13 protein-coding genes are annotated in these 13875 nt (G+C 56.4%); 9 read left to right on the top strand and 4 right to left on the bottom strand.

What is annotated here, in order from left to right:
• Positions 1 to 11: 11 nt before the first annotated feature.
• The 4 genes from USG84_RS10300 to hrpB form a co-directional block, all read right to left on the bottom strand.
• Complete coding sequence (locus tag USG84_RS10300; RefSeq protein ID WP_151413517.1) at positions 12 to 725, bottom strand: molecular chaperone; 714 nt, start codon at positions 723 to 725, stop codon at positions 12 to 14.
• Positions 726 to 768: 43 nt separating this feature from the next.
• Entirely contained in the window at positions 769 to 1377 is a 609-nt protein-coding gene (locus USG84_RS10295; RefSeq protein ID WP_151413516.1) for a fimbrial protein, read from the bottom strand.
• A 298-nt stretch (positions 1378 to 1675) separates the two neighbouring features.
• Positions 1676 to 4201: a bifunctional glycosyl transferase/transpeptidase gene (mrcB, locus tag USG84_RS10290; protein ID WP_061099185.1), complete on the bottom strand. Its 2526-nt coding sequence runs from the start codon at positions 4199 to 4201 to the stop codon at positions 1676 to 1678.
• A 158-nt stretch (positions 4202 to 4359) separates the two neighbouring features.
• The gene (gene hrpB, locus USG84_RS10285; RefSeq protein WP_253540755.1) at positions 4360 to 6789 is read right to left on the bottom strand and encodes an ATP-dependent helicase HrpB; all 2430 of its coding nucleotides are present in this window, start codon (positions 6787 to 6789) and stop codon (positions 4360 to 4362) included.
• 73 nt (positions 6790 to 6862) lie between these two features.
• Between hrpB and thpR the strand changes: the two genes are divergently transcribed.
• The 9 genes from thpR to panD all read left to right on the top strand — a co-directional run bounded on the left by thpR (position 6863) and on the right by panD (position 13800).
• Positions 6863 to 7417: an RNA 2',3'-cyclic phosphodiesterase gene (gene thpR, locus USG84_RS10280; protein WP_253540752.1), complete on the top strand. Its 555-nt coding sequence runs from the start codon at positions 6863 to 6865 to the stop codon at positions 7415 to 7417.
• Entirely contained in the window at positions 7407 to 8111 is a 705-nt protein-coding gene (sfsA, locus tag USG84_RS10275) for a DNA/RNA nuclease SfsA (protein WP_151413515.1), read from the top strand. Before thpR ends, sfsA begins: the two co-directional genes overlap by 11 nt.
• 176 nt (positions 8112 to 8287) lie before the next feature.
• Entirely contained in the window at positions 8288 to 8743 is a 456-nt protein-coding gene (gene dksA, locus USG84_RS10270; protein WP_013095632.1) for an RNA polymerase-binding protein DksA, read from the top strand.
• 59 nt (positions 8744 to 8802) lie between these two features.
• Positions 8803 to 9693: a tRNA glutamyl-Q(34) synthetase GluQRS gene (gluQRS, locus tag USG84_RS10265; RefSeq protein ID WP_253540749.1), complete on the top strand. Its 891-nt coding sequence runs from the start codon at positions 8803 to 8805 to the stop codon at positions 9691 to 9693.
• 42 nt (positions 9694 to 9735) lie between these two features.
• Positions 9736 to 11133 (top strand): polynucleotide adenylyltransferase PcnB, encoded by a 1398-nt coding sequence (gene pcnB / locus USG84_RS10260; RefSeq protein WP_320727175.1) that lies wholly within the window; start codon positions 9736 to 9738, stop codon positions 11131 to 11133.
• Positions 11130 to 11609, top strand: coding sequence for a 2-amino-4-hydroxy-6-hydroxymethyldihydropteridine diphosphokinase (folK, locus tag USG84_RS10255; RefSeq protein WP_151413513.1), 480 nt, complete (start codon positions 11130 to 11132; stop codon positions 11607 to 11609). Before pcnB ends, folK begins: the two co-directional genes overlap by 4 nt.
• 123 nt (positions 11610 to 11732) lie before the next feature.
• On the top strand, positions 11733 to 12524 hold the full coding sequence (gene panB, locus USG84_RS10250; RefSeq protein WP_151413512.1) for a 3-methyl-2-oxobutanoate hydroxymethyltransferase: 792 nt from the start codon (positions 11733 to 11735) through the stop codon (positions 12522 to 12524).
• Between the two features lie 11 nt (positions 12525 to 12535).
• Complete coding sequence (panC, locus tag USG84_RS10245) at positions 12536 to 13387, top strand: pantoate--beta-alanine ligase (RefSeq protein WP_061099193.1); 852 nt, start codon at positions 12536 to 12538, stop codon at positions 13385 to 13387.
• 32 nt (positions 13388 to 13419) lie between these two features.
• Positions 13420 to 13800: an aspartate 1-decarboxylase gene (gene panD / locus USG84_RS10240; protein ID WP_006810068.1), complete on the top strand. Its 381-nt coding sequence runs from the start codon at positions 13420 to 13422 to the stop codon at positions 13798 to 13800.
• Positions 13801 to 13875 lie beyond the last annotated feature (75 nt).

Here is a 13875-nt window from a genome sequence, read left to right as displayed (position 1 = left end):
AACATGATTATTTAAAGAGCCTGCTTGCGCTGCGGGGTTTGTCCACCGAAATCATTGATTGCCGTCCAGGTCACCGCGCCCTTAGCTGATGCAGATAACGCGAAACGCTGCTCGCTGAACGGTGCCACCATCATTGAAATGGCGCCTGGCGTGGTTTTGGTCTCTTTCACCGGCACACTTTTCCCTCCAACGGCCAGCTCGCCAAACGAGACATAAAACGGCGTCGGGTTGTTTGCGATCAGCGTGTCACCCTGGCGATGGAAGGTGATTTTTTCGTAAGCGCTCAGCGCATCGGTTTCTTTCAGCTGAGCGGGACGCCAGAAAAGTTTGAGGCGCGTTTTCATCGCAAACTGCAGCGTATTTTTCTCTTTCAGCTCAGGCGAAAGTGCCGAAACGGATTTAACGTTTGCTAAAAATAGAGATTCGCGGTCCGCTGGCAGACTTTTTTTATCGCCGGTAAAAATAACGTGCAAAAGGGTTTGACGATTTTCCTGCAATTTGTAAACAGGAGGCGTAATAATGAATGGCGCTTTTGCATCGTTGGGATAACTGACCCAGCTTTGCACCAGATAACGTGTATGCGGATCTTTATTTTTAAGTGCTATCTGAACTTCTGATTTATTCGATGGATAAATAATTCGCGTACCACCGAGAACAACGCTTGCCTGTACTGAGCAGCAGGAAATAATTAAACAACCACATAACAATTTAAATAAAGTCTTCATACAATGTTCCAAAAAGGCAGCCGTTCAGGCTGCCAGTCATTGCTTAGCGATAGACAACCTCGAATGTTGCAGAGGAGGAGTAATGGCCCGCGGTTGGCGCGGTATCACCTACCTGAATCACTTTCGCGGTGTAGTTAAAGACAGAAGCCGTTGCCCCGGTCGCGTCGTTATTCACATCGGTACCCGCATCCGGTACTGAACCGTCGAAAACAACATCGCCTTTTGAGCCGTTATCATTGCTGACGATAATACCCACGTTGGTCGCATTGCCTGCGCCAGTCAGATCGTTCTTCAAGCGCTTGTTCGCGGCGTCTGTTGTCGTGCCGCTGAACTTGAGGTTGAGTTTAGCGACCAGCGGGTCACATTTTTTCACTTCGATCTTAAAGGCTTTTGAGGTGCCAACCGTACCGTCAGCGCCAAAATCCGAAGGATAGGTATCTGCGAAAGTGACGGTAGAAGAGTTAGTCCCTGTGCCATCAACGTTAATTTCGCAGGTATCGGCAACAATTTTCCCGGCGAAATTCACCGTACCGGAATCATTGGATGCAAATACAGGCAGAGACAGCGCGGCCATAATGCTTCCGGCTAATAACGAAGAAACAACGTACTTATTCATAATAATATCCTTATATTTGATGATAGAGGCATCCATTCTCGCTACAAATATTTTGCGTCAGAATGTTATCCAACATGTTACGCCATTGGCTCGAAAGAAATATTCTTTGAACCCGTGAATTTCTTGAGGAGATTACATCAGATTTTTCTTCATTATGTCCAGAGAGGGCAATGACTCGTGATACACTATTCATTCCAAGCGCATGTTTTAAATGAAAAATAGATAAACTTAAAAATTCTTAATTTGAGATTTAATTTTTTTAATAAATTACAAAGTGTAAAAGGCAAAAAAAAGCCGCTTAAATATAAAGCGGCTTTTTTATTCAGGAAATTAATTAGTTCCCGCCAAACATGTCCTTGATCCAGCCGGCGACGCCATCGCTGTCTTTCTTCTCGTTCTGCTGCTGGGCCGGTTGTTGCTGCGGCTGCTGCGGCTGAGAAGATTGATCAAACGGGTTACCCGTTGGCTGTTCAGGCTGGCTCTGCTGGCACAGTGAGTCCGGGTTGGTCGTCCAGACCGGCAGGGTACGCATCCCGCCGCCGCAGACAAAGTTACCGGAACCATCCACGCCCATATCGACGATATCTTCCGGCGCGACCAGATTCAGCGGCACAGGAGACTGGTTCGCCAGGTAGCGCTGGTAAATCGACATCGCCCCGCTCGCCCCGTACAGTTTGGTCGGCTGGTTGTTGTCACGGCCTACCCAGGTGATTACCACTTCACGGCCATCAATACCGGCAAACCAGGTATCGACGTTGTTGTTGGTGGTCCCGGTTTTACCCGCCAGATGCAGACCTGGATACTTCGCCCCCAGCTGGCGACCGGTGCCGCGCTGCACAACCTGCTGCATCGTCCACAGCGTCATATAGGCCGCCTGCGCAGGAACGGCACGTTCAGCCTGCGGGAAACTCTGATACAGCACGGAGCCATCTTCGGCAATCACCGAACGCAGGGCAGAGAGCGGTGCGCGGTTCCCGCCGCTGGCAATGGTCTGGAATGCCTGCGCAACTTCGATCGGCGTCAGGTTAAGCGCCCCCAGAATCATCGCCGGAACAGGGTGCAGCTGATCTTTCGGTACGCCCAGCTTCTGCCAGGTGTCGACAATGGCCGGCAGACCCAGCGCCATACCGAGGTTAACCGTGGGTACGTTCATGGAGCGGGTTAACGCATCCACCAGCATCACCTGACCGCTGAACTGTTTATCATCGTTCTGCGGTGACCAGACCTGGCCGTTAGGCTGACGCAGGGAGATTGGCGCATCGGCAATCCAGGTGTTCAGGCGATACAGATTCGGCTGGCTCAGCGCGGTGAGATAGGTCGCCGGTTTTGCCAGAGAACCAATCGAACGACGCGCCTGCATTGCACGGTTGTAGCCCGCATACTGCGGCTCGGCTCCGCCCACCATCGCGCGCACTTCGCCGGTGTTACGGTCAACCACCACCATCGCGGTTTCCAGATCGCTCAGCTTGCGCTGTTTCTTCAGCGCCGGGATCCCTTCAACCGCCGCTTTTTCTGCCGCGTCCTGGGCTACCGAGTCAAAGGTTGTGAAGATCTTCACGCCGGAGAGATCTTTGACCTTATCCCCGAGCTTGCTTTGCAGCTCCTGACGCACCATCTGCATGAAGGCAGGCTGCGGAGAGATCACCCCACCGCGCGGCTGCACGCCCAGCGGACGTGCGCTCAGCATGTCGTATAATTCCTGGTCAATCACCTGCTGCTGTTGCAGCAGACGCAGTACTAAGTTACGACGTTCCAGCGCCAGTTTCGGGTTGCGCCACGGGTTGTAAATGGAAGCCCCTTTGACCATGCCCACCAGCAGCGCCTGCTGGTCAAGGCTGAGCTCTTCCACCGGACGGCCAAAGTAGTACAGGCTCGCCAGCGGGAATCCGCGGATCTCGTTATCGCCGCTCTGGCCGAGGTACACCTCGTTCATGTACAGCTCAAGAATACGATCCTTGCTGTAGCGCGCGTCCATCAGCACGGCCATGTACGCTTCGTTGGCTTTACGCCAGTAAGAACGCTCGCTGGAGAGGAACAGGTTCTTCACCAGCTGCTGGGTCAGCGTACTTGCCCCCTGCACGGTACGGCCCGCAGTCAGGTTAGCCAGCACTGCACGGCCGATGGAGTAAAGGCTAATACCGTCGTGCTCGTAGAAATGGCGGTCTTCGGTCGCCAGCAGGGTATCCACCAGCAGGTCCGGGAAGCCGTTACGCGCCACGAACAGGCGCTGTTCGCCATTGGCGGACGAGAGCATGGTGATCAGGCGCGGATCGAGACGGAAGAAACCGAACTGGCGGTTATTGTCCATGTTCTCGATGGTTTCCAGCCGATCGCCGTCAAAGGTCAGACGCGCGCGCACCTGCCCCTCTTTGCTGTCCGGGAAGTCGAACGGGCGGCGGATCATCTCAATGCTCTTCGCCTGCACCGTAAACTCGCCCGGGCGCGTCATCTTCGTGACCTGACGATACTGTGTGGCCTGCAGCAGTTTCACCATCTCGTTCTTGCTGATGGACATATCCGGCTCAAGGTTCACCATGCGGCCATACACTGCCGCAGGCAGCTGCCAGACTTTACCGTCGATACGGCTGCGAATCTTCTGATCCAGATAGACGCCGTAAATCGCGATCAGCACCACAAAAACAATGAACAGCTTCAGCAGCAGCCAGAACCAGCCGCGCTTGCCCCGAGGCTTACGCCCTTTGCCTTTCCCTTTACGCGGCATGGGTTCTTCATCCTCATAATCGTCTTCATAGTCATCGTCATAGTCCTCATCTCTGAGGCGACGACGGCTTACTTTTTCTTTCGCCGGACGCGCGGGTTTTCCCTTACGTCCTATTGGCTCGCGGTCATTCCCCGCCATGCTTTTTCTCCGCAACTTTCAGGCGCAAAGGCCAGATTTTCTTTTCTTCCACAGGCCTGTGAAAGAAGAAATCTCTCAAAATTGGTTTTCTCCCTCTCCCTGTGGGAGAGGGCCGGGGTGAGGGCATCAGACCGCACTCATCTAGCCGCACTCCCCTTTCACGAATACTTCTTCGTGCGCCGCGTTGGCGCCGTATTCGCCGGATCGTCCGGCCAGACGTGTTTGGGGTAGCGCCCTTTCATCTCTTTCTGCACTTCACGGTAGCTTCCCGCCCAGAACGCCCCCAGATCGCGGGTGATCTGCAACGGACGATGCGCAGGCGAGAGCAGCTCAAGCACCAACGGCACCCGCCCTTCCGCAATAGACGGCGTGGTTGCCTCACCAAACATCTCCTGCATCCGAACCGCCAGCGCCGGAGGATTATCCTCATGATAACGAATGGCAATCCGACTCCCGGTGGGCACAGTGTAATGCCCAGGAAGCTCACTATCCAGACGTTGACGTAATGACCAGTCCAGTAAATTCTGTAACGCGGTCTTAACATCAAGCGCCTTAAGGGCCCGCAGAGAGTGCACGCCGCTCATTTGTGGCAGTAACCAGTGCTCCAGCGTGGCCAGCAGCGTCTCATCATCCACCGCTGGCCAGCTATATTCCGGTAGCCACTTCGCGGCGCAGTGCAGACGAATGCGATACTGTTCGGCTTCCGTCGTCCAGTTCAGCACGCCCAGCCCTTTTTCCCGAATGCCGTTCAGCATTGCCTGGTGTAACTCTTCTTCCGACGGCTTCGCCAGCGGTTTCGTCCCGAGGATCATTTTGCCAATCTGGCTACGGCGAAACGCCTTTAGCGTACCCTGAGCGTCATCCCATTCCACGATGTCCGATTGCTGGAGCAGCTGCGGGCAGGTACGCGTCAGGGCATCTATGTCCACGGCAATCGCCTGCAAAATACGGGCATCAGGAGACTGGCTGCCCTGCAGCAGGAGCGGCGCGATCAGCCATTCATGTCGCGTCAGGGCATCATCGCTGTCCAGCATCGCCCCCATGCCGTTTGCCAGCTGGTAGCGACCATCCAGCCCGCGGCGGCGCGCAATCCTGTCCGGGAAGGCCAGCGCCAGCAGGGAGGCAATCTTATCGCCGTCGGGTGAACCGCCCCGGCAGTTCAGGCGTTTGCACAGCTGCTGCGCCCGCTGCTGCCAGTTTCCCTGATTGCGCGAAAACGCCTGCCCCAGATCGCTGCTGCCTCCGCGCGGCGGCTCCTCAAGAATAGCCGCCAGTTTCGCCGCCGTGGCAGTTTCATCTTCCCCCTGCGCGGCCACCAGCATCGCCGCCAGACGCGGATCGTTGCCCAGCGCCGCCATTTTCTGACCGCGCGCCGTCAGACGTTCATCTTCCAGCGCGCCAAGCTGGGTTAGCAGGCTGCGCGCGGCGGCGAGATTCACGACAGGCGGCGGATTAAGCCAGGTGAGCTGTTCAGGGTTCGGGCAGCCCCACTGCAGGAGATCCATCACCAGCCCGGAGAGATCGCTTTGTAAAATCTCCGGCGTGCTTTGCTGTGCCGCGCGTTCAGCCTGCTCCGCGCTGGTCAAGTGCAGGCAAATACCCGGCTCAAGACGCCCCGCACGGCCCGCGCGCTGCACCATTGACGCCTGGCTGATGCGCTGCGTCAGCAGTTTCGTCAGCCCGGTGCGCGGATCAAAGCTCGCCACCCTCTCCTGCGCGCTATCCACCACCAGGCGAATGCCTTCGATGGTCAAACTGGTTTCGGCAATGTTGGTTGCCAGCACCACTTTACGCTGCCCCGCCGGTGCGGGAAGGATGGCTTTACGCTGCTCGGTCAACGGCAGGGCGCCATAGAGCGGGCAAAGCAGTACGTCACTATCCACCCTGGAGGCCAGCCGCTCCTGCACGCGCTGAATCTCCCCCACGCCGGGCAAAAACAGCAGCAGCGAACCGGGCTCCTGGCGAAGAAGGTCAGCAGTGGCAACAGCCACCGCTTCGTCAAAGCGCTGATGAGCAGGAAGCGGCTGATAGCGCCGCTCAACAGGAAATGCCCGCCCTTCTGAGCTGATGACCGGCGCATCGGGTAATGCCTGTCGTAGCCGCTCGTTATCCAGCGTCGCCGACATAATCAGCAGCCGCAGCTCGTCGCGCAGCCCCTGCTGAACGTCGAGCAACAGCGCGAGGGCCAGATCGGCCTGCAGGCTGCGCTCGTGGAATTCATCCAGGATCACCAGCCCGACGCCGTTCAGCTCCGGATCGTTTTGCAGCATGCGGGTGAGAATGCCCTCGGTGACCACCTCAAGACGCGTGGACGGGCCGACGCAGGTTTCGGCGCGCATCCGGTAGCCTACCGTTTCGCCCGGTTTTTCATTCAGCAGTTCCGCCAGGCGCTGCGCTACGTTGCGCGCGGCCAGCCTGCGCGGCTCCAGCAGGATGATTTTTCCGGCAATCTTCCCCTCTTTGAGGATCTGCAACGGCAGCCAGGTAGATTTACCCGCCCCCGTAGGCGCGTTAAGCAAAACCTGCGGGGCATGTTGTAAGGCAGCGAGAAGCTCAGGAAGGACGACGGCGACCGGCAATGAGGACACTAACAGCTCCAGAGGGTTAACATTAGTCGGCGTACATTGTAGCATCGGCGCATATCATTACCGAGTCCCCCGTATGTCTGAGTCGAAACGGCTGTTTTTTGCCATTGAATTGCCCACCACCCTACAGCGGCAAATCGTTCGCTGGCGCGCGGAACATTTTCCGCCGGAAGCGGGCCGGCCCGTTGCGGCGGCTAACCTGCACCTGACGCTGGCCTTTTTGGGTGACGTGAGCGCCGAAAAACAGCGGGCGTTAGCCGCCATGGCCGGGCGAATTTCTCAGCCACCGTTCACGCTGCATCTCGACGACGCGGGTCAGTGGCTGCGTTCGCGCGTGGTCTGGCTGGGCACGCGCCAGCCGCCGCGCGGGTTGTTACAGCTCGCCAATATGCTGCGCGCGCAGGCAGCGCGCAGCGGCTGTTACCAGAGCCCGCAGCCGTTTCATCCGCACATCACGCTGCTGCGCAATGCCGGTCAGGCCGCTGCCATTCCGCCGCCGGGCTTTCGCTGGGCTTTTCCGGTTAATGAATTCACGCTTTATGAATCCGTCTTTGCACAGGGACGCACCCGCTACAAGCCGCTACAGCGCTGGACGCTGGGCGACACCACAAGGAATTCTGATGAAGTTTAGTCCTGCACTCCAGTCCGCCACGCTGATCCAACGCTACAAACGCTTCCTCGCGGACGTGGTGACGCCAGAAGGCGAAGAGCTTACCCTGCACTGCCCCAACACCGGCGCCATGACCGGATGCGCCGCGCCGGGTGACACGGTCTGGTATTCCACTTCAGAAAATACTAAACGCAAATATCCCCATACCTGGGAAATAACCGAAACGCAAAACGGGGCGTTTATTTGTGTTAATACCCTGCGTGCAAATCAGCTGGTTAAGGAAGCGCTGACTAATGGCACCATTCCCGAACTGGTGGGTTACGGTACGCATAAAACAGAAGTGAAATATGGCGATGAAGGCAGCAGAATTGACTTCATGTTACAGGCGGAAGACCGGCCTGAGTGCTATATTGAAGTAAAATCAGTGACGTTAGCGGAACAGGAAAATGGCTTCTTTCCGGATGCGGTAACGCTACGCGGGCAGAAGCATCTGCGAGAGCTAATGAGTGTTGCGGCGGCGGGCAAACGCGCCGTATTGCTGTTTGCGGTGTTGCATACAGCGATTGAACGGTTTTCCCCTGCCCGCCATATCGATCCTAAATACGCACAACTGTTGAATGAGGCACAAAAGCAGGGGGTAGAGGTTTTAGCTTATAAAGCGGAACTTTCTGCCGATAATATGACTCTGAGATCGTCTCTTCCCATTGTCTTATAAGGGATTAGACGATTGATGAATAAGTGTTCTGGCCGCGTGCGCAAATACGCTTTTCCTCACAGGCTTGTCAAGTGTTACGTTTAGATAATTGCCATACGGAAAAGCATCTGCTATTTATAGCGACCTGATTTTTCCCCCAACACGGGGATCGATAGTGCGTGTTAAGGAGAAGCAACATGCAAGAAGGGCAAAACCGTAAAACATCGTCCCTGAGTATTCTCGCCATCGCTGGGGTGGAGCCGTATCAAGAGAAGCCGGGCGAAGAGTATATGAACGAAGCCCAGCTGTCGCACTTCAAGCGTATTCTTGAAGCATGGCGTAATCAACTCAGGGATGAAGTGGATCGCACCGTTTCGCATATGCAGGATGAAGCTGCTAACTTCCCGGATCCGGTAGACCGTGCCGCTCAGGAAGAAGAGTTCAGCCTCGAACTGCGTAACCGTGACCGCGAACGCAAACTGATCAAAAAGATCGAGAAAACGCTGAAAAAAGTCGAAGACGAAGATTTTGGCTACTGCGAATCCTGCGGTGTTGAAATCGGTATTCGTCGCCTGGAAGCGCGTCCAACCGCCGATCTGTGCATCGACTGTAAAACGCTGGCAGAAATCCGCGAAAAACAGATGGCCGGCTAACGCCAGCGCTGTTTATACACTCCAAAGGCGGGAGTCTCTCCCGCCTTGTTACTGTTGATATGTCTGAATCACACTATATTGGGCGCTTCGCGCCATCTCCTTCCGGTGAATTACACTTCGGCTCATTAATTGCCGCGCTCGGCAGCTACCTGCAGGCTCGCGCCAGTCAGGGCAAATGGCTCGTCCGCATCGAAGATATTGACCCTCCGCGTGAAGTTCCCGGTGCTGCAGACACCATTCTGCGTCAGCTGGAACATTACGGCCTTCACTGGGACGGCGACGTTCTGTGGCAGTCACAGCGTCATGAAGCCTATCGGGAACGCCTGGCCTGGCTCAGCGCTCAGGGGCTCTCTTATAACTGCACCTGTACCCGCGCGCGTATTCAGGGCGTGGGAGGGGTTTATGACGGTCACTGCCGCACGCTGAATCTTCCCCCGGAAAATGCCGCCGTACGCTTGCTACAGCGTGCGCCCGTCACCCGCTTCCACGATCGGCTCTCCGGTGAGATTAGGGCGGAAGAACGTCTGGCATGTGAAGATTTTATTATTCATCGTCGTGATGGTCTGTTTGCGTATAACCTGGCGGTGGTCGTCGACGATCGTTTCCAGGGCGTCACGGAAATTGTGCGCGGGGCGGACCTGGTCGAGCCGACCGTACGGCAAATCTCGCTTTATCATCAGTTTGGCTGGACGGCGCCGGATTACATTCATCTGCCGCTGGCGGTCAATGCGCAGGGCGTTAAGCTCTCCAAGCAGAACCACGCCCCGGCCCTGCCAGACGGCGATCCGCGTCCTGTTTTGATCGACGCGCTGCGATTTCTCAACCAGAATGTAACCAACGAATGGCAGGATCTGCGCGTTGACGAACTGCTGAAAATGGCCGTTGCCAACTGGACGCTCGCGGCAGTGCCAAAAATCCAGCATTCTCAAATGCGTTGCGCTGAGCTATGATTAGCCGCTTTTTTCATAACAAAACACACTACGAGGTGTACCATTTTTACCCGAGTCGCTAATTTTTGCCGTAAAGTGCTAAGCCGCGAAGAGAGCATGGCGAACGACGCTATTGCACAGCCACACATGTCGGTTATTCCGCGTGAGCAGCACAATATTTCCCGCAAAGATATCAGTGAAAATGCCCTCAAGGTGCTCTATCGTCTGAATAAAGCGGGCTACGAGGCCTATCTCGTTGGCGGTGGGGTGCGTGATTTACTGCTGGGCAAAAAACCGAAAGATTTCGACGTGACGACCAGCGCCACGCCCGAGCAGGTGCGTAAATTATTCCGTAACTGCCGTCTCGTTGGCCGCCGTTTCCGTCTGGCTCACGTGATGTTTGGGCCGGAAATCATCGAAGTGGCGACCTTCCGCGGCCACCACGAAGCGGGCGCATCCGATCGCACCACGTCACAGCGCGGCCAGAACGGCATGTTGCTGCGCGACAATATCTTCGGCTCTATCGAAGAAGATGCCCAACGCCGCGACTTCACCATCAACAGTCTTTATTACAGCGTGGCGGATTTCACCGTGCGCGATTACGTCGGCGGCATGCAGGACCTGAAAGAGGGTCTGATCCGCCTGATCGGCACGCCGGAAACGCGCTATCGTGAAGATCCGGTGCGCATGCTGCGCGCCGTTCGTTTTGCCGCCAAGCTGAACATGCGCATCAGCCCGGAAACCGCAGAGCCGATCCCGCGTCTGGCGACGCTGATTAACGACGTGCCGCCTGCCCGCCTGTTTGAAGAGGCGCTGAAGCTTTTGCAGGCCGGCTACGGGTTTGAAACCTACAATCTGCTGCGCGAATACAATCTGTTCCAGCCGCTGTTCCCGACCATTACCCGGTACTTCACCGAAAATGGTGACAGCCCAATGGAGCGCATGATTGCGCAGGTGCTGAAAAATACCGACAACCGCATCCATAACGATATGCGCGTGAACCCGGCGTTCCTGTTTGCGGCAATGTTCTGGTATCCCCTGCTGGAAACGGCTCAGAGAATCACCCAGGAGAGCGGCCTCGCCTATTACGATGCCTTCGCGCTGGCCGCGAACGACGTACTGGACGAAGGGTGCCGCACGCTGGCAATCCCGAAACGTATTACCACGCTGGTGCGTGACATCTGGCAGCTTCAGCTGCGCATGTCCCGCCGCCAGGGGAAGCGTGCCTGGAAGCTGATGGAGCATCCAAAGTTCCGCGCCGCCTTCGACCTGCTGTCGCTGCGTGCGGAAACTGAACGCAATCAGGAGCTGCAGCGCCTGGCGCAGTGGTGGGCTGAATTCCAGGTTTCCGCCCCGCCGGAGCAAAAAGATATGCTGACCGGGCTGGATGAAGAGCCAGCCCCGCGTCGCCGTCATCGTCGTCCGCGCAAACGCGCGCCGCGTCGTGAAGGTACGGCATGACACTCGCGTATATCGCCATCGGCAGCAATTTAGCCTCTCCGCTGGAGCAGGTTAACGCTGCCGTACAGGCGCTGGGCGAGATCCCGCAAAGCCGGATCGTGGCGGTATCCTCGTTTTACCGCACGCCGCCGCTCGGCCCGCAGGATCAGCCTGATTATCTGAACGCCGCCGTGGTGCTGGAAACGTCCCTCGATGCCGACACGCTGCTGGACAACACTCAGCGCATCGAACTGCAGCAGGGGCGCGTACGCAAAGCCGAACGCTGGGGGCCGCGCACGCTTGATCTTGATATTATGCTGTTCGGCCATGAGGTGATTAACACTGAACGCCTCACCGTACCGCATTACGACATGAAAAACCGTGGTTTTATGCTCTGGCCGCTCTTTGAAGTGGCACCCGATCTTACTTTCCCGGAAGGCATCCCGCTCAAGGCCGTTCTGGACAACCTCAGCGCGGAAAGACCTGCTCGCTGGTGAGCCTCTTCCCTCACCGGTTGACCTCAGAATAATTGTGGTTAATCGGTTGCCTAAAATCATTGTTCCCTCGAATGTTACTGTTAGAATGCGCAAAGATTCGCTTTTGGGCTATCAGGAAACAGTATGAAACCAACCACCATCTCCTTACTGCAGAAATGCAAACAGGAAAAAAAACGCTTCGCCACCATCACCGCGTATGACTACAGCTTCGCAAAACTGTTTGCTGAAGAGGGTATCAACGTCATGCTGGTCGGAGATTCGTTAGGGATGACGGTACAAGGACATGATTCCACCCTGCCGGTCACGGTTGAAGATATTGCATATCACACCCGTGCGGTACGCCGCGGTGCGCCGACGTGCCTTCTGCTTTCCGACCTGCCGTTTATGGCCTATGCCACGCCAGAGCAGGCATTTGAAAACGCGGCGGCGGTGATGCGCGCTGGCGCTAACATGGTCAAAATTGAAGGCGGCGCCTGGCTGGTGGAGACGGTGAAAATGCTCACCGAGCGCGCCGTGCCGGTGTGCGGTCATTTGGGCCTGACCCCGCAGTCCGTCAACATCTTTGGCGGGTATAAGGTGCAGGGCCGCGGCGACGCAGCGCAGACGCTGTTTGAGGATGCCCTGGCGCTGGAAGCCGCCGGCGCACAGCTGCTGGTACTGGAGTGCGTGCCGGTTGAGCTGGCGAAACGCATCACCGACGCGATCTCCATTCCGGTGATTGGTATTGGCGCCGGCAATGTCACTGACGGTCAGATTCTGGTGATGCACGACGCCTTTGGTATTACCGGCGGGCATATCCCGAAATTTGCCAAAAATTTCCTCACTGAAGCGGGCGACATGCGCGCTGCGGTCAGGCAGTATATTGCCGACGTTGAATCCGGTGTTTACCCGGGTGAAGAACACAGTTTCCATTAAGGAGTCTCGTTGTGCTAATCATTGAAACCCTGCCGCTGCTTCGCCAGCATATTCGTCGCGCGCGTCAGGAAGGTAAACGTATCGCACTGGTCCCGACCATGGGTAACCTGCATGACGGCCATATGAAGCTGGTGGACGAAGCAAAAGCCCGCGCAGATATCGTGGTGGTCAGTATCTTCGTTAACCCAATGCAGTTTGACCGCGCCGATGACCTGGCACGCTATCCGCGCACCCTGCAGGAAGATTGCGAGAAGCTTAAAAAGCGCCACGCAGACATCGTCTTCTCACCGGCCCCGGCGGATATCTACCCGCAGGGCACCGACGAAGCGACGTACGTTGATGTCCCCGGCATTTCTACCATGCTGGAAGGAGCAAGCCGTCCGGGCCACTTCCGCGGCGTCTCCACCATCGTCAGCAAGCTGTTTAACCTGGTGCAGCCGGACGTTGCCTGCTTCGGTGAGAAAGATTTCCAGCAGCTGGCGTTGATTCGCAAGATGGTTGCTGACATGGGTTACGATATTGAGATCGTCGGCGTACCGATTGTGCGTGCGAAAGACGGTCTGGCGCTCAGCTCCCGCAACGGCTACCTGACCGCTGACCAGCGCAAGATCGCGCCGGGCTTAAGCAAGGTCATGAACGCCATGGCGGAACAGCTGCTGGCGAAAGAGCTGGCGGCAGAAGAGATCGTCTCCCTTGCAGAGCAGGCGCTGAACGACAAAGGCTTCCGCGCTGACGATATTCAAATCCGCGACGCTGATACCCTGCTTGAACTGACGCAGACCAGCAAACGCGCGGTGATTCTGGTGGCGGCATGGCTCGGCCAGGCACGCCTTATCGACAATAAAGTGGTTGAGCTGGCGTAGTTCTTCACCCTGGATAATTAAAGGTAAACGTAATGATTCGCAAAATGCTGCAAGGTAAGCTTCACCGAGTGAAAGTCACCCAGGCCGACCTGCACTATGAAGGCTCCTGCGCCATTGACCAGGACTTCCTCGACGCGGCGGGTATTCTTGAAAACGAAGCGATTGATATCTGGAACGTGAACAACGGCAAACGCTTCTCTACCTACGCCATCGCCGCCGAGCGCGGGTCCAAAATCATCTCCGTTAACGGCGCGGCGGCGCACTGTGCGGACGTGGGTGATATCGTGATCATCGCCAGCTTCGTGATGATGTCTGACGAAGAAGCGCGTCGCTGGCAGCCAAAAGTAGCCTATTTTGAAGGCGACAACGACATGAAACGCACTGCGAAGGCGATTCCGGTTCAGGTAGCCTGAATCTCTATTGGGCTGGATAATTTATTCAGCCCAACAATTCACATGAATTATACCCCTCCCACATTAATTTAACTT

Source organism: Enterobacter sp. 168J2 (genome assembly GCF_034107265.1).
GTDB classification, from domain to species: Bacteria; Pseudomonadota; Gammaproteobacteria; order Enterobacterales; family Enterobacteriaceae; genus Enterobacter; species Enterobacter nematophilus.
This window is presented reverse-complemented; position numbering and strand designations above follow the sequence as displayed.

What these genes read in the sequence shown, in the direction of transcription:
- USG84_RS10300 (WP_151413517.1), bottom strand. Translation starts at nt 725, where the DNA reads ATGAAGACTTTATTTAAATTGTTATGTGGTTGTTTAATTATTTCCTGC.
- USG84_RS10295 (WP_151413516.1), bottom strand. Translation starts at nt 1,377, where the DNA reads ATGGATGCCTCTATCATCAAATATAAGGATATTATTATGAATAAGTAC.
- mrcB (WP_061099185.1), bottom strand. Translation starts at nt 4,201, where the DNA reads ATGGCGGGGAATGACCGCGAGCCAATAGGACGTAAGGGAAAACCCGCG.
- thpR (WP_253540752.1), top strand. Translation starts at nt 6,863, where the DNA reads ATGTCTGAGTCGAAACGGCTGTTTTTTGCCATTGAATTGCCCACCACC.
- sfsA (WP_151413515.1), top strand. Translation starts at nt 7,407, where the DNA reads ATGAAGTTTAGTCCTGCACTCCAGTCCGCCACGCTGATCCAACGCTAC.
- dksA (WP_013095632.1), top strand. Translation starts at nt 8,288, where the DNA reads ATGCAAGAAGGGCAAAACCGTAAAACATCGTCCCTGAGTATTCTCGCC.
- gluQRS (WP_253540749.1), top strand. Translation starts at nt 8,803, where the DNA reads ATGTCTGAATCACACTATATTGGGCGCTTCGCGCCATCTCCTTCCGGT.
- folK (WP_151413513.1), top strand. Translation starts at nt 11,130, where the DNA reads ATGACACTCGCGTATATCGCCATCGGCAGCAATTTAGCCTCTCCGCTG.
- panB (WP_151413512.1), top strand. Translation starts at nt 11,733, where the DNA reads ATGAAACCAACCACCATCTCCTTACTGCAGAAATGCAAACAGGAAAAA.
- panD (WP_006810068.1), top strand. Translation starts at nt 13,420, where the DNA reads ATGATTCGCAAAATGCTGCAAGGTAAGCTTCACCGAGTGAAAGTCACC.